This is a genomic window from Lentimicrobium sp. L6 (assembly GCF_013166655.1).
In the GTDB taxonomy this organism is placed as follows: Bacteria; Bacteroidota; Bacteroidia; order Bacteroidales; family UBA12170; genus UBA12170.
In genome coordinates this window covers 1-19,716 of the sequence record NZ_JABKCA010000011.1, presented here as the reverse complement: position 1 = coordinate 19,716, position 19,716 = coordinate 1, and the positions used below count along the sequence as shown (strand labels likewise).

Annotated in this window: 18 protein-coding genes; 7 read left to right on the top strand and 11 right to left on the bottom strand. The window is 34.9% G+C overall.

All coding sequences use genetic code 11. The annotated features are described in order from the left end of the window. The first annotated feature begins 6 nt into the window (after window positions 1-6). Window positions 7-513: a hypothetical protein gene (locus HNS38_RS04215; RefSeq protein ID WP_172281066.1), complete on the top strand. Its 507-nt coding sequence runs from the start codon at window positions 7-9 to the stop codon at window positions 511-513. A gap of 335 nt (window positions 514-848) precedes the next feature. Here HNS38_RS04215 and HNS38_RS04210 read toward each other — a convergent pair whose 3' ends face one another. The 4 genes from HNS38_RS04210 to HNS38_RS04195 form a co-directional block, all read right to left on the bottom strand. Beyond that, entirely contained in the window at window positions 849-1,481 is a 633-nt protein-coding gene (locus HNS38_RS04210; RefSeq protein WP_172284734.1) for a nitroreductase family protein, read from the bottom strand. 29 nt (window positions 1,482-1,510) lie between these two features. After that, window positions 1,511-2,101, bottom strand: a complete 591-nt coding sequence (locus HNS38_RS04205) for a TetR/AcrR family transcriptional regulator (RefSeq protein ID WP_216663632.1) — start codon at window positions 2,099-2,101, stop codon at window positions 1,511-1,513. A 304-nt stretch (window positions 2,102-2,405) separates the two neighbouring features. Further along, window positions 2,406-3,629 carry an Nramp family divalent metal transporter gene (locus tag HNS38_RS04200; RefSeq protein WP_172284735.1) on the bottom strand — a complete coding sequence of 408 codons (1,224 nt, stop codon included), beginning with the start codon at window positions 3,627-3,629 and terminating at the stop codon, window positions 2,406-2,408. After that, entirely contained in the window at window positions 3,626-4,081 is a 456-nt protein-coding gene (locus tag HNS38_RS04195) for a hypothetical protein (protein ID WP_172284736.1), read from the bottom strand. The genes HNS38_RS04200 and HNS38_RS04195 overlap by 4 nt, the downstream gene beginning before the upstream one ends. Window positions 4,082-4,259: 178 nt before the next feature. Here HNS38_RS04195 and HNS38_RS04190 point away from each other — a divergent pair, with 178 nt between their 5' ends. The 4 genes from HNS38_RS04190 to HNS38_RS04175 all read left to right on the top strand — a co-directional run bounded on the left by HNS38_RS04190 (window position 4,260) and on the right by HNS38_RS04175 (window position 10,436). Then, on the top strand, window positions 4,260-5,861 hold the full coding sequence (locus HNS38_RS04190) for a cation:proton antiporter (RefSeq protein WP_253916461.1): 1,602 nt from the start codon (window positions 4,260-4,262) through the stop codon (window positions 5,859-5,861). Window positions 5,862-6,087: 226 nt separating this feature from the next. Beyond that, on the top strand, window positions 6,088-6,909 hold the full coding sequence (locus HNS38_RS04185; RefSeq protein WP_172346020.1) for a T9SS type A sorting domain-containing protein: 822 nt from the start codon (window positions 6,088-6,090) through the stop codon (window positions 6,907-6,909). A gap of 66 nt (window positions 6,910-6,975) precedes the next feature. Continuing rightward, complete coding sequence (locus tag HNS38_RS04180; protein ID WP_172346019.1) at window positions 6,976-8,580, top strand: T9SS type A sorting domain-containing protein; 1,605 nt, start codon at window positions 6,976-6,978, stop codon at window positions 8,578-8,580. 254 nt (window positions 8,581-8,834) lie between these two features. Beyond that, window positions 8,835-10,436: a T9SS type A sorting domain-containing protein gene (locus tag HNS38_RS04175; RefSeq protein ID WP_172346018.1), complete on the top strand. Its 1,602-nt coding sequence runs from the start codon at window positions 8,835-8,837 to the stop codon at window positions 10,434-10,436. A 238-nt stretch (window positions 10,437-10,674) separates the two neighbouring features. Here the strand turns inward: HNS38_RS04175 and trxB are convergent, their stop codons facing one another. The 6 genes from trxB to HNS38_RS04145 all read right to left on the bottom strand — a co-directional run bounded on the left by trxB (window position 10,675) and on the right by HNS38_RS04145 (window position 16,029). Continuing rightward, window positions 10,675-11,628: a thioredoxin-disulfide reductase gene (gene trxB / locus HNS38_RS04170; RefSeq protein WP_172284616.1), complete on the bottom strand. Its 954-nt coding sequence runs from the start codon at window positions 11,626-11,628 to the stop codon at window positions 10,675-10,677. 407 nt (window positions 11,629-12,035) lie between these two features. After that, window positions 12,036-12,752, bottom strand: a complete 717-nt coding sequence (locus tag HNS38_RS04165; RefSeq protein WP_172284614.1) for a DUF4956 domain-containing protein — start codon at window positions 12,750-12,752, stop codon at window positions 12,036-12,038. 123 nt (window positions 12,753-12,875) lie between these two features. Further along, complete coding sequence (locus HNS38_RS04160; RefSeq protein WP_172346017.1) at window positions 12,876-14,255, bottom strand: CotH kinase family protein; 1,380 nt, start codon at window positions 14,253-14,255, stop codon at window positions 12,876-12,878. Window positions 14,256-14,266: 11 nt separating this feature from the next. Beyond that, window positions 14,267-14,914: a DUF2490 domain-containing protein gene (locus HNS38_RS04155; protein ID WP_172346016.1), complete on the bottom strand. Its 648-nt coding sequence runs from the start codon at window positions 14,912-14,914 to the stop codon at window positions 14,267-14,269. Between the two features lie 124 nt (window positions 14,915-15,038). Beyond that, window positions 15,039-15,665, bottom strand: a complete 627-nt coding sequence (locus HNS38_RS04150; RefSeq protein ID WP_172284608.1) for a hypothetical protein — start codon at window positions 15,663-15,665, stop codon at window positions 15,039-15,041. A gap of 13 nt (window positions 15,666-15,678) precedes the next feature. Beyond that, window positions 15,679-16,029 (bottom strand): hypothetical protein, encoded by a 351-nt coding sequence (locus tag HNS38_RS04145; RefSeq protein ID WP_172284606.1) that lies wholly within the window; start codon window positions 16,027-16,029, stop codon window positions 15,679-15,681. Window positions 16,030-16,296: 267 nt separating this feature from the next. Here HNS38_RS04145 and HNS38_RS04140 point away from each other — a divergent pair, with 267 nt between their 5' ends. Next, window positions 16,297-17,925: a thiamine pyrophosphate-dependent enzyme gene (locus HNS38_RS04140; protein ID WP_172284604.1), complete on the top strand. Its 1,629-nt coding sequence runs from the start codon at window positions 16,297-16,299 to the stop codon at window positions 17,923-17,925. 13 nt (window positions 17,926-17,938) lie between these two features. Continuing rightward, window positions 17,939-18,517, top strand: a complete 579-nt coding sequence (locus HNS38_RS04135) for an indolepyruvate oxidoreductase subunit beta (RefSeq protein WP_172284602.1) — start codon at window positions 17,939-17,941, stop codon at window positions 18,515-18,517. Window positions 18,518-18,604: 87 nt separating this feature from the next. Here HNS38_RS04135 and HNS38_RS04130 read toward each other — a convergent pair whose 3' ends face one another. Further along, a complete protein-coding gene (locus HNS38_RS04130) occupies window positions 18,605-19,519 on the bottom strand; it encodes a TAXI family TRAP transporter solute-binding subunit (protein WP_172284600.1) in 915 nt (304 codons plus the stop codon). Window positions 19,520-19,716: the final 197 nt, after the last annotated feature.

Sequence of the window (19,716 nt, the reverse complement as noted above, 5' to 3'; positions counted from 1 at the left end):
TATAACATGAAGAAATTAGCATTTATAGCCCTATTTTTAGGATTAGGTTTGATGTCTTTCGGACAAAGTCTCAACGAAATCAATAGAGAACTCACATACAAAACCTGGGTAGATGGTGAAATAAGAAGTATTAATGGCTACGAAGTGAGGCGAGTAAATGGAGCCGATTATGGTGGTTCGAGAAATTCTACAACAGGTATGATTACTTCTATAGCCTATCATGATGCCGTTTCATCAGCTGAGAAGGCATACTTAGAATTTTACATTACTCGATATGAACAATCTTTAGCTAATATGAAATGGTTTATGTTTATCATTAGAGGAGAAGATGATAAAGAAAAACTGTGGGAGCATAAATTGGCATATAAATCTTCGGAACTACCCGCAGGAAACTTTTATTGGAATTACACCACCGTCCCTATTCCAGAAAATATACATCCTCCATTCTATATTTATATTCGCGATAGAAATATCCCTAACCTGACTAGCTTTAAGTTTAAGATAGAGAAGTAGAGAAGCTCCTATATATCTATAGTAAATATAGACTTATATCATTTCGCCTATTAGGTGTTTAAAACCCCCAATGTGTATTCGCAGGTTTACAAATGATCCGTTGTAACTAGGCTGGAGAGGATGTTTATCAAATAAAATTAGCCAATGGCAAAAAGGAGGAACTCTTGTAAATTAGCCAATCGTCAACAGCCATATGTGTGATTATTGTTAGAGACGAAAACCATATGGTTGGCAGTGCTAAGTTTATGGTGGATTAGTAAAAATATAATATACTACAAAAAAGCCAGCTATTCTGGTTAAGAGTAACTGGCTTTACTTGTATATTCCAATAAAGATTAGTCTATTACAGTCACTAAGTCATTTTTACTTTTTCTTACTTTTTTTAGATTCACCAACCAATCGTTTTCGGTATCACGATAACCTAGAGGAAGCATCACACAAGATCTTAATCCCTTTTCTTTTAGGTTTAAAATTTCATCTACAGCAACAGGATCAAATCCTTCTAAAGGTGTTGCATCAACTCCTTCAAAAGCAGCCGCTGCAATGGCTTGTGAAAAAGCAATATAAGCCTGACGAGCTGCATGATTGAAGTTCACCTCTGCATCTCTTTGTGGATAAGCTCCCAAAAGCAACTGACGGTAATCTTCCCAGCCTTGGTTTTTGAAACCACGTACCTCATTGGTTAAGTCGAACATCTTATTGATACGATCCTCGGTATAGGTATCCCAAGCAGCAAACACTAATAAATGAGAACAATCAGTAATCACTGACTGATTCCAACTTACGGGTTTGATTTTCTCTTTTATTTCTTGGTTGGTAATCACAAACACCTCGAATGGTTGCAATCCACTTGATGTAGGAGCCAAAGAGATGGCTTCAATAATATTATCGATTTTTTCTTGTGCTACTTTTTCACCATTCATGGCTTTGGCAGCATATCTCCAGTTTAATTTATCTAACAATTCCATTTTTATCATTTTTATGTGTTAGAAAAGCTTTAAAGCTTAATGCTATCCCAAGCCGCTTCAAAAGCCTTTTCTAAAATTTGTTCATTTAATTTACAGTGGGATCTGTTTTTGGTATTCATTAAAAAAGCCATAGGATAAATGGTGAATGCGTACAATAAATAAGGAGAGATTTTTTTAATTAAAGCCTCCTCTTGTCCACGATTCCATAAATCGAGAAGCGGTTGCAAATGCCTCAATCCTTCTTGCCTGCTTTTTTCATCTAAAATAGGTGTATTGTCGCATTGATCTAAAAAAGAAGACTCCTCAGTTTGCTTGATTTTAAAACCAGCAATACGATACCAGATTTTCCTGAAACTCTCCTTTACTGGATCATCCTCTTTAAAATCTTTAAATGCTTCTTTACTAAATGCTGCTTTTATACTCAAATATAACTGATTCACTAAATCCTGCTTGTTCTCAAAATAAAGATAGATGGTTCCAGGAGATACCTTGGCCAGTTTGGCTACCTTCGACATGGAAGCCTCTTGTATTCCTCCTTGATTGATCAGCTGAAGGGTAGCTTGCAATAATGCCACTCTCTTGTCCTTGCTCTTTTGAAGTTTTGGTATCAATTTGTTCATCTTATCTATTTGAGAAGGCAATATTACAAAATATGAATGAACGTTCATTTATTTGTCAATTAAATAACATATTCAGTAAGAACAATCAATAAAGAAACTATCAAATGATCAGAACTTTCACAATATATCGCCCCCAATAAAAGTGTTGAATATACAGTTAACAGAAAGGCTAGTTTCGGATCTTAATTACCTTGTTAATTTTTTTTATGTGGAATTACAAATAGGAAATAAGGTGCTTTTGGTTCATAGAGTTAAAATCTTTAGGGAGTGGAGTTCGAATGAAAGTCAGAGGGGATTGTTAGTGTTAAACAAACTCCCAAAGCTTCATTCCCATCAATAGACTAAATAAAGCAAAGGCAATAAAAAGTAAGAAATTAATAAAAATAGAATTCTTCAAGACCTCATTTTTTCTATTATTGAGCCAGAATAAGGTAAAAGCTAGAAAAGGCATAAACATGCTACCTGTAACGGCATAGGCAATGATAATCCATACTGGTTTCTGAAAAAAGAGAAGAACTAGAGGAGGTAAAGCAATAAATGCTAGGAAATATTTATAGGAATTGTCTTTACTCAAATCAATATTTGAAATAGAAGAATGAGTCATTGAGTTTGAACGAGTACGCATATAGTCGGCAAATAGAAATGGAACCCCTTGCCACACCCCAAGCATAGAACTAAAAACAGCACCCCAAAATCCCAATAAAAAGATCCATTTTCCCACTTCACCGCTATTTTCGCCTATTTTATCAGCTAATGACAGCACCATTCCGTTTCCATTTACCACTTCGGGCTGTAATTGGGCCGCAATAATCATAATGGCCATTCCAAAAAGTCCGGTTAAAATATAGGCAACAGATAAGTCTATCTTTACTTTAGGCAAAAAGGAAACACTATTCCACTCTCGCTCTTTAATCCAATATCCATAGGAAAGTAAAGTAACAGAACCTCCAACTCCACCAATGATTCCTAGAATTAACCAAATGGATCCCTTAGGAATGCTTGGGAGAAAAGTTCCTTTTATTACCAAAGACCAATTAGGTTGTGAGATAATGGTGGTCAATATTACGATGATAAACATCAAAGCTATCATCGCCTTCATGATGCGTTCAAAGAAGTTATATTGGAAAAACAGAACCAAAACAAAGGCTAAAACTGCATGAATAATTCCCCATTGGGCCACTGAAAGAATAGGAAATATGGCATGAGCGGCTAAGCCGCAAGCACCTGATAATGCCGCTCCAACTATAAAAGACCAAATGATTAAATATGATAAGAAATAATAGGAAACCCAGGAAGGGAAATAGGATTTCCAGGCTTCAATCATAGATTTTCCGGAAGCCAATTGCCAGCGAGCAATACCTTCGTTTAGTGCGTATTTTAATAAAGCACCTAATAAGGCACTCCATAATATGACATAAGAAAAATGAGCTCCGCCCACAGAGGCAGCTACTAAATCACCCGCTCCAACTCCAGTAGCTGCAACTACTAAACCAGGCCCCAGGTCTTTAACCAAACTTTTCAGCCTCACTCTACTAGGATTTTAGCTCTCCATTTACCCTCCTCCAAGCGCATTCTCTTCTTAGCAAAAAGTTTCATGATGATTCCGGATACAATGACTCCAGAAGCTACCCATATTCCTTGTTCATCAATGGATTGATTATTAATCAAATCTAATCCCAAATATAAAGCTCCTCCACTTATCAATGCACTTCCTGTGATATTGAGACCATATCGAAGTTTATAGATGATTTCAATATCCTTGATCTTAACTTCATGAACGAAATCAACCACCATCATACTATCACGAATGACATTTATGGGGCCGGAGATTCTGAGACCATCTATGGTTTTGAGGTCGATATTATTTCCTGCATAATAGATTTTATTATTTACCGTCCCCGGTTTCTCAACTACAAGCATGTTTTGTGCTATAAGGCAGGGGGCTAAAAAGAGGAAGAAAAGTAAGTATAGAAATCGCATCACTATATTTTATCATACAAATATGGAGATAATAAACGGGATATGCTTTCGCTTTTAACTTATTTTTAAAATTCTCTGATAAAAGAGACTATACTGTAACTTGGATTTAACAGATTATTGAAAATCTCTTCAAAATATAGAATAGTAAAAGCCCGTATAAATAGTATCTTTGTTACCAATGTTTGCAACTTGGCATATCGACGCAATTTGGATCAGTATTGCTTTCATAGCTGGCTTTTTGGCTAAAAAAGTAAATCTACCTCCTTTAATAGGATTCTTGGCTACAGGATTTTTATTGAACTTTATTGGTATGTCAGAAGGTAATATTGCTATTCATGCCTTAGCGGAATTGGGTGTGATGCTTTTATTATTCAATATTGGGCTTAAAATAAATCTTAAATCACTGCTGCATAAGGAAATATGGGCTAGTGCAGGGATTCATTCTGTTATAACTACACTGGTGTTTGCAAGTTTGATAAGCATTATTTCTACCATTGGGTTAGGATATTTGACTCCTCTTAGTTTTAAAACTGCTCTGATCATTGGATTCGCTTTAAGTTTTAGCAGTACTGTTTTTACCATTAAAATATTAGAGGAGCGTGGAGAAGTCAATTCCTTCCACGGAAATATAGCCATTGGGATACTGGTCATACAAGATGTTCTGGCGGTTATCTTTTTAACGATTTCAAAGAATGAAATCCCTAGTCTTTGGGCTCTTGGACTTCCGGTTTATCTCTATTTAATAAGATTTCTCTTCTATCGCATTTTAAAAACCATTGATCACGGAGAGCTATTAACGCTTTTTGGCTTTTTTGCAGCTTTTGTGGCAGGTGCAATGAGTTTCGATATGGTGGGTTTAAAAGCTGACTTAGGGGCGCTTATTATGGGGGTTTTATTGGGAAATCATGGTCGGGCTAAAGAACTATCTACACATATGGGTGGCTATAAAGATTTCTTTCTGATTGCCTTCTTTTTTGAGATAGGACTGTCAGGATTACCCACTTGGAGTACCTTGCTCATTGCTGTAATCATGACAATGATGCTGGTTTTAAAATCGGGTCTTTTTATGTACTTGTTTACTCGTTTCAATCTTCGAGCGCGTACCTCTTTGCTAACAACGTTAAGCTTGTCAACATATAGTGAATTTGGTTTGATAGTAGCGGCAATTGGTGTGCAAGCAGGTTGGATGGAGTCAAGTTGGTTGGTTACTTTAGCATTAGCTTTGAGTTTATCATTCTTAATAGCTGCTCCATTTAACCATAGAGCACATGAGATATTCAACCATTTTAAACCACAACTAATGCGTTTGAATTCCAGTAAAGTTCACCCCGATGACGAACCAAGCAATTTAGGAGATGCTGAGGTGTTGGTTTGTGGGATGGGAAGGATAGGACGTTCCGTTTATCGGCAAGTTTGCCAAGAATATAATGACAAAGTAGTTGGAGTGGATTATAATCATGATACTGTGGAAGGAGCTCAGTCAGAAAATAAGAATGTGATTTGGGGAGACGCTACAGATAGTAATTTTTGGCAAAATGTAGATTTAAGTAAAATTAATATGATATTCTTGTCTTTTAGTAATCATACCTCTAATGTAAATACAAGTATTGAACTTAAAAATATTGAGCACAGTGGAATTAAAATTGGTGCAGTATGTGAGTTCCGCGATCAGGCCAAAGAACTTCACGATAATGGAGTAGATTTCATTTATAACGCCCGCGAACAAGTTGGGAAGGAGTTTGCTAAGGAGTTTTTATTGAATCATTCTGAGTCTAATTGAGTTTTTCAAGTAAGTAGAAAAAAGAAAGGCTGGTTTCCTCATTAATTTTCTGTAGTATTATTAATCAAAGTTTGAAATTAACCTACATATATTTGCATTAAGGCACTACAAAACAAAGATCCTATCTAACATCAATTTAATGATGAAATTTATGCTCCTTTGAATTATCAGAAAGCCTACTCAAATACAAATTCCCAAAAGCAGGACCAACCCCATGCCCGAATATATGAAACAGCAAATTATTAATGGGCAAACCATTATAGGTGCCAAAGAGAATTTAGAAGCACAATTGCAAAATAGCAAAGCTGAATATAGCAATGCCTTCAATCATATATTGGCCCGCTATACTCACGATACTGTAAATAATAATAGCGATAGTATTTTGTATTTATTAAGTCAATCACAGAATATAGAATCGCGCTATCAATTGGCAGGTATTTACTTACAGAATAATGAAACCACAGCTGCCAATCAAGTATTGAACTCCATAGCAACAGACTTTACTTTGGATAATGAGGATGCCTACGAATTAGATAAATTGCAAGAATATTATCAGATATTGGCCAATGTAAAAAACAATAATAGAAGTATTTATGAGCTAACTGATACTGAAAAAGCTGAAATACTTCTATTATCAAAGGATACGGTGAATTTAGCTTCGGCTTGGGCTCGCAATTTACTCATCTATTTGGGCGAGAAAGAATATCAAGCCCCCATATATTTACCGGAGTTCGAAAACAAATCGGCTCTAATTACCGAGCCTTTTGATATAAATATACCAAAAGAAGAATATGCTGAAATCAATATGTATCCCAATCCAGCCAGAGATTATGTGATTTGTGAATACGATATTAAAATAGCATTTCAATCGGCCGAATTGGTGATTACAGAAACCTCCACCGGTAAGCGTTTAGATAACATTGCCATCGAACAAAAACAAGACAGTAAGACCATAGATTTAAAATCATTTAAATCAGGCAACTATATTATTACTCTAAAAATTGATGGTAAAGCTATTAATAGTACCACATTCAATATTATTAAGTAAATTTGGAAGATGAGAATCCGGCAGGAATTGACAAAGTCAATTCCTGCCTTTCTAAAAAATACAATTATGAAATCAACGATCCTATTAATTCTAATTCTTTTTTTAAGTTTATCTTCCTTTTCACAATATATATACTCCGATACTACTTGGGAAAGATGGTATGGAGTACAAAATAATGATGAATCGGCTCTGGCTTATAAAAACGATATAGAACATTATGATAAAGGCTATATTTTCCATGCCAATTATGAAGAAATAGCAGACGGGAAAACCTTTATTAAAAAAACAGATATAAATGGCTATTATCTTTGGGAAAGGAAATTGGACTCTACTTATCAGACTTATATGCTATCTATGAAGAATGTCCATAATGGAGGACTTGTAATGTGTGGTGTTAGCTACTATAATGATATAGGTAATCCTTGGGTAGCCAAGCTAAATGCCTGTATGGAGGTGGAATGGTGTAAATTGTTTGAGTGGCCCGAATATTCATTTGCTAAGGATATAGCTATAGATAATAACGGTGATATTATTGTTTTATGCTATGGTTTTGGTTATGGCGATATAGAACGTATTAATTTAATCAAACTGGATACTGAAGGTCATATTATTTGGAAGGGTGATTATGCTACCATGGATGATTACCCTGTGATTTGGAATGCCGTGCCTGATAAAATATTAATAAGCGAAGAAAATGATTATTATTTATCTGGGAAGGCTGAATGGCCAATTAATAATGACCCCTCACAAGGTTGGGGTACTCGGTCTTTATTTATAAAGGTTAATCCCAACGGGGAAGAGGAGTGGATATTGCCTTTTGGAATTTATGATAGCCTATATACCCAACCTTGGAGTATTCACAATTTGTCAGAAGGAAATTTTGTAGCTATAGGCAGTAACTATCAAACCCATCACCCTGTTATGATGTATTTTAATGAAAATGGAGAAGAACAATCTTTTGTTTCAAAGCAAATTATGCCTGAGAATTATTTCGCCACTCGATTAGGGGAAGCCATTCAAATAAGTGACACTAGCTTTTTTAGTATTTTTTTATATAAAAATACCTCAGAGGAATACACCTATCATTCTGGATACATTAAATTCGATACGGCTCTAAATATCATAGACTATAAAGAAGATGACAGGTGGACTGGGCCTTCAGATTTAGTACACACTTATAATGACAAAATCGTAACCGTAGGAAGAATGAAAGAAAATAATTCCTCTGGTAAATATGATATTTATATGAGCAAACGTAATCAGGACTTTAATTATGATACTGTATACCCCAATTGGACAGGGCAATACGATAGTTTATGCCCTGGTGGTGTAGTTTCTGGGTTTTTACCCTATACCTGCCATACTATTGTGGGTATAGATGAATTACAAAGCCCTAAGCATTATGCCCAAACAAAAGATAAAATAGAGTTGCAAATACATCCTAATCCTGCCCATACCATTGCTAAGCTAATCATCGAAAATAAAAATGAAGTTACAGGTTTGCAATTATCAGTGTATAATCAAACTGGCGAGGAGGTTTATCAAAAGAAATTAGCCAATGGTATAAAGGAGGAGGCCTTAAATATTAGCCAATGGTCATCAGGTATGTATGTGATTATAGTAAGAAGCGAAAACCATATGGTGGGGAGTGCTAAATTGGTGGTGGAGTAAAACAAGATAACAAACCATCAAAAGTTCTACATTTAATATGATACCAAATGTACACCAAAATGCGCTTTTAAGCCATTTTGCTTGTTACATTGGTTTATGCCGATATATAATCAAATCGGCTTTATGACCATAGGGAAATAAAGTCAAATTTTGATTAATCATCGGTATAATTAAGTAAATTTGGAAGATGAGAATCCATGGGAGATAGGAATGCAATTTATTTGCATTCCTTTTCCCTTTTTAAAATAAAGCAAATGAGAAATTTTCTAATAAATATATTTCTGTTTTTTTCAATTTATGCAAATGCTCAATTTATCTACTCTGATACCACTTGGGAAAGGTGGTATGGGGCGCAAAATAATAATGAATCGGCTTTGGCTTATAAAAATGATATAGAACATTATGATAAAGGTTATATTTTCCATGCCAATTATGAGGAATTCATGGAGGGTAAAACTTTTATTAAAAAAACGGATATAAATGGTTATTATCTTTGGGAAAGAAGAATGGATTCTACCTATCAAAACTATATATTATCCATGAAGAATCATGAAGATGGTGGACTTATTATGTGTGGGATAAGCAATTTTACAGGCGTTGCTAATCCGTGGGTATCCAAATTAAATGCCTGTATGGAGGTAGAATGGTGTAAAATATTTGAATGGCCCGAATATTCTTTTGCTAAGGATATAGCGATTGATAAGAATGGGGATATTATTGTATTGTGTGCAGATTATGGAGAGTTGTATGAAGAGCGTATTAATTTAATTAAACTGAATACTGAAGGACATATTATTTGGAAGGGTGATTATGCTACCATGGATGATTACCCTGTGATATGGAATGCCATGCCAGATAAGATATTGATAAGTGAAGAAAATGACTATTATATAGCTGGAGAAGCAGAATGGCCAATTAATAATGACCCCTCCCAAGGTTGGGGAACTCGGTCTTTATTTATTAAGGTTAATCCTAATGGGGAAGAGGAATGGATATTGCCCTTTGGTATTTATGATAGCCTATATAGTAAACCTTGGAGTATTCACAATTTATCTGAAGGGAATTTTGTAGCTATAGGCAGTAACTATCAAACCCATCACCCTGTGTTGATGTATTTTAATGAAAATGGAGAAGAGCAATCCTTTGTGTCAAAGCAAATCATGCCTGAGGATTATTTTTCCACCCGTCTGGCTGGATCTATTCAAATTAGCGACACTAGTTTTATCAGTATTTGGCGGTATTTGTATACCATTGAAGAGTATAATTACCACTACGGATATATTAAATTTGATACGGCTCTTAATATCATAGACTATAAAGAAGATGACAGATGGAAAGACCCAGCTAATTTAATTTATAGCTATAATGACAAAATCGTAACCGTAGGTAGAATGAAAGAGAATAATTCCTCTGGTAAATATGATATTTATATGAGCAAGCGTAATCTGGACTTTACTTATGATACTGTATACCCCAATTGGACAGGGCAATACGATAGTTTATGCCCTGGTGGTGTAGTTTCTGGGTTTTTACCCTATACCTGCCATACTATTGTGGGTATAGATGAATTACAAAGCCCTAAGCATTATGCCCAAACAAAAGATAAAATAGAGTTGCAAATACATCCTAATCCTGCCCATACCATTGCTAAGCTAATCATCGAAAATAAAAATGAAGTTACAGGTTTGCAATTATCAGTGTATAATCAAACTGGCGAGGAGGTTTATCAAAAGAAATTAGCCAATGGTATAAAGGAGGAGGCCTTAAATATTAGCCAATGGTCGGCAGGTATATATGTCATTATTGTAAGAAGCGAAAACCATATGGTGGGGAGTGCTAAATTGGTGGTAGAGTAGGTCAACAAAGAGTTAGTGTTAAAACAAAATCCGTTTAGCCTAAGGCTAAACGGATTTTGTTATTTCTAGGTTAAATTCCACTTTGTATTAGCAAAGAACCTATCCAATCTCACGTGACTGATAAGAAATCTCCGAGAACGAGGCTTGGTCTTTATGAAAAACAAGGAGTTTACATGTGTAAATGACTGTTTTCAAAAAGATTATAACGAAGTTATCGGAGTTTTCTTGAAGTCACTATTTACTCATTCTCGCCAATAAAGCGTTCCGCTTCAATAGCAGCCATACAACCTGTTCCGGCTGCAGTAATCGCTTGACGATAAGTTTTATCTTGTACATCACCTGCTGCAAAAACACCAGGAATATTTGTTGCTGTACTTCCTGGAATCGTATTGATATATCCAGTTTCGTCCATATCAATTTGTCCTTTGAATATTTTAGAGTTTGGCGTGTGACCAATAGCTACAAAGAAACCATCGATATTGATTGTTGTTTCTTCGTTGGTCTTATTATTTAATAATAATGCCCCAGTTACTGTTTTTGCAAAACCTTGAGAAGTTCCAAGAATTTCTTTGGTATTATGATTCCAAAGGATTTCTATTTTTGGATTTTTCTTCACTCTTTCTTGCATAGCTTTAGAGGCTCTTAACTCGTCTCTTCTCACAATCATGTATACCTTATTACAGATATTAGCTAAGTAGGAAGCCTCCTCAGCAGCAGTATCACCACCACCTACAACAGCAACATCTTTTCCTTTATAGAAGAAACCATCACAAGTAGCACAAGCAGATACTCCACCACCATTATACTCTTCTTCAGAAGGTAGTCCTAACCACATAGCAGAAGCACCTGTAGCAATAATTACGGTCTCAGCTTCAATCATATTACCATCATCGGCTTTACAGATAAATGGTCTTTTTGAGAAGTCAGCTTCTACAATTTCGCCCCATCTTACTTGAGTTCCATATCTTTCAGCTTGTTTCTTCAAGTCTTCCATCATAGCAGGACCATCAGTTCCTTCTGGATAACCTGGAAAATTCTCTACTTCTGTAGTAATAGTTAGCTGACCACCTGGCTGCATTCCTTGATACATCACAGGATTAAGTGCTGCACGACCAGCGTAAATACCAGCTGTGTAACCAGCAGGACCTGAACCAATGATCAGGGTTTTTACTTTCTCTATAGCCTCGCTCATTATAGTATTATTTATTTGTGTATTCAATTTTAAATGTGTTCAGTCTAAAACTGTGCCATTAGCAAATAAATAAATTTAGCACAGCTTTGTCTGCAAATTTAGCCAAAAAAATAAGAAGCTATGACTGTTTTTGTGACAAAGTGACTGTCGAGTTTAATATAAGAATGTTTTTCTTTAGAATGAAGAACTAATACCAATGATAAAATGAAGTTAGGATTAAATTTAATCTTAAAAAAAACGTATGATTTCCTATCGGTAATAACCATTGCAATAATGAAATGCCTTTATAACTAATTTCTTTATACAATTGTATAAATTGATTGTTATGGCCATTCTCATATCAACAAAAAAGCCAATAAAATGATTTTAATGGCTTTTTCTTTCCTCTTTAAGTAAGTAATTCTGAATTACTCATTATTCTGAATCAGAGTAGCATTTTCTTTTGGGCTATAGAATATCTCAATATCAGCTACATCTCTAAGGAAGTCTATTTTGGTGATTTCATATCGGATGATAGTAATTCCAGTTCTATTTTGAAGGTCTTCTCTCAACTCTTCTTCTTTCATTTTATGAATATTCTCAATCTTTTCGTAAATAATACGAAGAGATTTTTCTTCTTTTAATAAGAGCCTTTTTTCGAGGAACCAAAGTCCTGCTACAATAGCTGCATTAGTAAATAACAATTCGGAATAGCTCACTTTTTTACTAGCCAAAGCATTCATTACCGATATGCCTATCACCACAAATAAATAGGTCATTTCCTTGATAGGAATAGCATCGGTTCGATAACGAATAATCCCAAAGATAGCAAACAAACCAAGTGCAAACCCTAATTCTAGCTTTACATTATTAAGCAAAAAACTCAAAAGGAAAACGGTTCCTCCAATGGCAATATAACTAAAGTAAAAGTCTTTTCGCTTGCTTGTTCTGGCATACATATAATGTATGACCAAAAGAATCATAATGGAGTTGAGAGCAAATCGAACCACTAATTCTGTAAAATCAGGAACATTGATTAATTTAATATCTAAAAACCGAAAGCTGTCTTCCCAAGTTGGAGTATCGACAATATTTTCTGCTGTTTTTGAGACATTCAATATTGTATTTTGGATGAATTTCAACATATATATTTGTTTTTCAATATTTGCACAAAGAAGCCAAGCTCTAATAAACTTGTTATTTCTTCATGCAAATTTAATATTATAATTTGTTATTTGGCGTTAAGTTTAATAGCCTTATAAACTATCTTATTTTGATAAGTAGCTTTCCACATTATTATTTCTAGTTTGCACATGTGATTGAAGCTCATATAATGCCTCATCAAACTCAGAAGCATAACGGAGGAAGGTATAACCCTCTTCTTCTGCATATGCATAATCATGTAACATTTCATAATAATTCTCATAAGTGCTAACCATCTTGCTAGGGATAAACACCTCATCAATAAATTGTTGTAAATATAGATTATATAAGGCATCATATTCCTCAATATCTTTAATATATCTGAGAAGGGGCCAGTTATCATTAACTTCATTTAATGACAGACTCAATGCTCCACCCTGTTTTCCTTCTTGTAAGGCTTCATTATTATCCCAAGGAATCCATGTGAGTTTATGATTAGATGGATTATTATATAGATAATAATTATGTGTCATGATCCCATAAGTATCCCAGTTTTGCATAGTTGTATTGGCAGCCATCCATTTAATGAATGTGTCTACATCAAAAATAGACTCTAGGCTGGTTTTCCAAGTATCAGGATTTATGGTTCTTTCTGAACTATTAATGATATCATACAAAGATTGTACATCGGCATAATTAGCTAACTCTTCATTGGTTTTTACCTCCATTTCTCCTTCATCGAAAGTACCTTGTGCAAAAGAAGCCGCATCACCATCGGGTTTGTATAGGTTTCCGCTATCATCAGAAAACTGGCTTTCCAATACAGTATCGTCCACTTCTTCTACAATTGTATAAACTCCAAAGTATTGAGGTCCATCACCAAAATCAACATAAACCACGCAAAAGGAGGTTTGAGCTGAAGCCAAGCCAAATTCTCGAAACAAATCTGCGCCTACTTTTTCACGCATCAATGAGGCATCATCATAATTATTATTCAGATTGAGTTGTTTGAAACCGTAAAACCTTTGATTGGGATAATCGGGCATGGCATCTTCAAACTGATCGAAATCTAGCTTTAAAGAGAGTTTATTGTTCCCCGATTGGTAGGCGGAAGTCAAACTGGAATTGCCTTTATACCGAATCCCAACATTATACCATTCTATGCCTTCATAATTAAAAGAACAAGGTACCCAAACAGGATCGTAATCAGATGATGTAGCATCTACACCAAATCCACCACCAGGCCCTCCTCCGCTACTACCTATGTTTTCATCTAAATCGTTTTGCATAATTGTGTAATTGTCACTACTGATGACAATATCAAATCGTTGAACTTTATTTTGATTAAACACAATGGAATAATCTGGTGAAACAGAAGAACCATGGGTACTTTCGCTCCAGTCAGAATAGTCTATTCCTTCCGTATCTACAACAACAATATCATCTTTTCGGCATCCACTGGCCAACATTGTGATAGAAAATAATAATATGATATAAGCTTTCATAGGTTTTGTTTTTAGAATTTGAATTTATAAGTAAGATTTACGATATGTTTGTTATAATAGGATGTTCTATAATAATCGAATTTGTAATCGAGTCCAATACTGTTTTTCTTATTAATTTTGTAATCGGCACCAGCAAAATACCTCATTTTATACAAACCATCTCCCGATAATTCCTGAAATGCTTCCAAGCCAATAGCAGGTGTGATTTTACACTTTGGGATATCATATTGAACACCGATCTTATATCTAAGATAATTACTTCTTTCGGTCTTAAAATCCTCATCCGCATCGTTAGTATAACTCAAACGTAAAAACGGGCTAAAGTCATTAAATTCCTTTTTAAACTTAAGAAACACACCATATCGTGAAGCATATTCGGTATCCTTAACATCTCTTGGATTAACCACAAAACGATAACGAACACCAGCTTTAAATACCTTACTGAATTTATAATCTGCTTGCAATTGAAAATGATAATTGTCTATACTGAAATCCTCATCGAACCTGAGCTCTGGTGAAAAGCTTAAACTTAACTTCTTGATTGGTTTAAAGATAATCTCGGCACTCGTTCTTCCTTGGAACTCGTTAATAGTGGTTTGAGCATAATTAACTGAAACAATACCTAAGATTATTAATATGATAATATATTTCTTTTCCATCCACTTCATATTTCCCTCCTCTTATTTTTATGATGAATATGGCGTAAAAATATAGTCTGAAATGGCTTTCAGAAAATGAAATCAATAGGAAATGATATTTAATCTATAGACAGGGTAATTTCCCCTATGAATTTTTTGAGGATGTTTCGAATAAATAGTTTTCTAATGATTCTGAAACTCTTATTAATGATTCTATTTCTTTTTTCTCCACATACCAAAAACCAGGACGAAGGATGGAGATATAAGATTTATTTTTGAGCTGAGAAACAAAATCTATATCCTTTTCATTTACCGAAATACACATAGCAGGATCTAAGGATAAAGCTTTGAGTATAGCTTTTTGAATCTTGTTTTTGGATAATAGCTTTTTAGCTTCTTGAGCATGATTAGTAGTAATGAGTACTTTTGAGTCAAATGATTTGGAGCCCGTCTTTAAATGTTTACTTCTTCCAAATAATTGAAGTTTATGAAGGATGGTTTTGCTTCGAATATGAATTTTGACTTCTTTGGAAATAGAAATTGGGATGAAAGTTCCACAATAGGTTGATAATTCAATAGTAGGAGTATGGTAATCGTAAAACCAAAGTAAAAAACTTTCTTCTGAAGGATTTAGTGGAGTGAATGCCGTTCTTTTATACTTAATGATTCTACGAATTCCCTTGGGTTTTGGATAGGGTGTTTCCTTTATTGTTATTTCTCTTTTGCTCGACTTAGCATAATCCTGAAGTATTTCGATATTTGTTTTTTCCATGGTGCTTATTTTACTATGGTTGCTTTGACCAAATGACACTTATTAATATTGCATTGGAGAAGTCTTCTCCATTGATGATCTGATTGTCATCAACACCTCCCAAAAAACCAATGCTGTTGCACTCCGAATCGTATATCTCAGAACCCTCATCTGTTTCACAATCACCAGGATTAAAAAGGTATACTTCTCCTCCCTGAAACTCATACTTTCTTACATCTACTGCCACAATACAATCTGTTTCGGAGTTAAAATCTTTTATCAATTGCTCAATACATGCGGGAGTACCATCCGCAATATCATATTTCTTACAAGCCGAAACTGATAAAATAATAAGGAGAATATAAAGGAATCCGATTTTTTTCATAGATTGTAAAGGTATATTAATTGAGGCTTCATTCTATAAGAAAAAAACTTAAAAGTTGAGTTTCACTTGGTTTCCTTCTTAATTATACCCAATCTAAATATATAGTTCTGGTGTTTTTTAATGGTAAAACAAAATGGTTATTTCTGTATTTTTGCAAACGATTGAAATCCCGAGGGGCAGGGAAGCTAGCTACCCAAATCTAGCGAAAAAGAAAGAGTCCACAAGAAACCTTGAAATATTTTTAAGGTCAAGAAATATAAAAAACTCATGCAAAAGTTATTATTGTTAGGTGCTGAAGCCATTGCGCAAGGTGCAATTGACGGCGGTATGTCTGGTGTTTACGCATATCCGGGCACTCCTTCAACTGAAATAACAGAATATGTGCAACATTACGATTTAGCTAAGGAGCGCAATATTCACAGCCAGTGGTCAGCTAATGAAAAAACTGCTATGGAAGCAGGACTAGGAATGTCATATGCCGGAAAACGAGCTATGGTTTGTATGAAACACGTTGGATTAAACGTGGCAGCCGATGCTTTTATAAATTCCGCTATCACAGGTTCCAATGGTGGACTACTCGTAACAGTGGCCGATGATCCAAGCATGCACTCTTCACAAAACGAGCAAGACAGTCGTTATTACGGAAAATTTGCTCAAATCCCAATTTTGGAACCTGCCAGCCAACAAGAAGCTTATGATATGGCTTATTTTGGTTTTCAATTGTCCGAAAAATTCAGTATTCCAGTGATGATTAGAATCACTACTCGCCTAGCTCACTCCAGAGCAGGTGTGGAAAGAAAACCTTTACTCGATCAAAACGAACTCATTTTACCTTCTAATCCGACTCAATTTGTTCTTCTTCCATCCATTGCTAGAAAACAATACAAAGGATTATTAAACAGCTTCGCTGGTTTCATAGAAGATTCTGAAGAGTCTCCATTCAATCATTATTTTGAAGGAACTGATAAGAAATTAGGAATTATAGCTTGTGGGTTAGCCTATAATTACTTGATGGAAAATTATTCTGAAACCGAATTGACTCATCCTCTATTAAAGATTGGTCAATATCCTATGCCACGCGCCAAGGTTGAAAAGCTAATGAAGGAATGTGACGAGGTATTAATACTTGAGGATGGTTATCCAATTATTGAGGAGTTATTAAAAGGTTATTTAGGCAAGGAAAAAGTTCACGGTCGTTTAGATGGTAGTTTACCCCGAGATGGTGAGTTAAATCCTAACCTCATTGCAAAAGCATTAAAGTTAGCCAGCGAAGAAGAAGTAACTGAGATTTCTGAAGATGTAAAAGATATCGTTAAAAATCGCCCACCTGCCATGTGTGTAGGTTGTGGTCATATTGATGCTTATAACGCCTTAAACGAAGCTTTAAGTGATTATGGTGTAGGTAGAGTATTTAGTGATATTGGATGTTATACTTTAGGTGCACTTCCTCCTTATAATGCCATTAATAGTTGTGTAGATATGGGAGCTTCTATCACTATGGCAAAAGGGGCCGCCGATGCTGGTTTAGTTCCTGCTGTTTCTGTTATTGGAGATTCAACATTTACTCACTCTGGAATGACAGGATTAATTGATGCTGTGAACGAAAGCAGCCCAATAACAGTTATGATTTCCGATAACTTCACTACTGGTATGACAGGCGGACAAGATTCTGCTGCACTAGGTAAAATTGAAGATATTTGTAAAGGAATCGGTGTAGATCCAGAGCATATCATTGTCTTCACTCCTCTTAAGAAAAATCATGACGAAATGGTTGCGATTATGAAAAAGGAATTGGCTTATAAAGGTGTTTCTGTCATTATTCCTCGTCGCCAGTGTATTCAAACTACTAAGAATGTAGCCTTAAATGAAAGAATCAGAGAATTGAACCTCAGATAAAAAATATAAAAAAATGAAAACAGATATTATATTAGCAGGAGTTGGTGGACAAGGTATTCTTTCCATCGCTGCAACTATTGGCATGAGTGCTTTGTCCAATAATCTTCATTTGAAACAAGCCGAGGTTCATGGAATGAGCCAAAGAGGAGGAGCGGTACAGTCACACTTCCGTTTATCTTCTAAGCCTATTGCTTCCGATTTAATTCCTAAAGGTGGATGCGACATTATTTTGTCAGTTGAGCCTATGGAGTCATTGAGATACATTGATTTCTTAAAGAAAGATGGCTGGATTATTACCAACTCAACACCTTTTGTAAATATCCCTAATTATCCCGATGTGGATGAGGTGATAGCTAAAATTAAAGAAAGAAAGAATGTGATTATTTTGGATGCTGATAAAATTGCAAAAGAAATAGGTTCTCCACGTTCCAGTAATATCGTCGCCTTAGGAGCCGCTACTCCATTTATCGATATTCCATTTGAATCTTTTGAGGAGGCTATCAAATTAATCTTTAAGAAAAAAGGAGATAAAATTATCAATGCAAATATTGAAGCACTAAGAGCTGGGCGAGCTGTTGCAGATGCAAGATAGTATACAAGAATTAGAGAAGTCTAATCATTAATAAAAAATGCTGCAATCCTATCGGATTGCAGCATTTTTTTATCATATTTTAAAACATTATTCCATTGATGTCCAAATAGAATTGTTCCATTCTGCAGGATTAGCCGTTTTCCAAGAGCTATGTCCTGTAGTTTTTAAAGTTTCCAAATTTTCAATAGTAGTCGATTTCCACAATTTTAAATCTGCTATATCTTCTTCACTTAATTTGTTTTTGTTTACTACAACAACACTAGGTACACCAAAAGTATTTATAACCTCTTTTTGCCAAGGATATGTTTCGGCCTCCATAGTAATGGGAGTATAGTATTCGGCCCAACCATTCACGTTTTCAAGGCTAGCCAATTGCATTTTCAAAGGAAAATTAACAGGAATAGTAGCAATCATTTCATAAGGAGCTGCAGCAACCACAAAGAAAGCATCAATTTTATTAAGCAATAAAGCTTTCATGGCATCTTGTGTATTCAGATTCCTATTTTTCCAATCTAATTTGCTGGAGTTTTGTATGTAGATAGCTGTACTATAGGTCCCTTCACCACTGTTTCCGATTCCTACAGTTTTACCACTTAAATCATTTAATGAATTAATACCAGAGCCCTCTTTACTTACTAAATGTATTTCCTCTGTGTTCAAAGGCATCAAAACAATAAGGTTTTCAGTATTTTTTGTTCCATTTAACATGTCTTCAGATTTCTTTAATAAAAGAAGATCTAATTGCATAAATGCTGCTTTTGCAGGGTGGTTGGCATCAGCTAATAAATCGAAGTTAAACGAAGAACCTTGTGTGGCTTTTACATTTAAAAAATCTACTTCTGTTTCTCCTTTAGCCTTCTTGGGAAGCACCTTATTCATATCATTTGCTAAAGCAATATAAGTACCGTTTTCAGTCCCCGACAATACTTCAATTTGAGAAAATGAAGTAAAAGAGGATATTAATAATATGCCTATCAATAAGTAAGAGTGAATGTTTTTCATAATTTGGGATTTGATTAGTTTTAAGTTCAAATATACTCATTTCCATTGATTATTAAAGCCTTGCTCACGAATATTCATTATAAAATAACAAAAGGCTGACTTCTCACTTAAGAAAAGCCAGCCTTTTATAAAAAATTACTAACTATTGAATAACAACCTTTTTGTAAGAAACTTTACCACCATGAGTAATTCTCAAG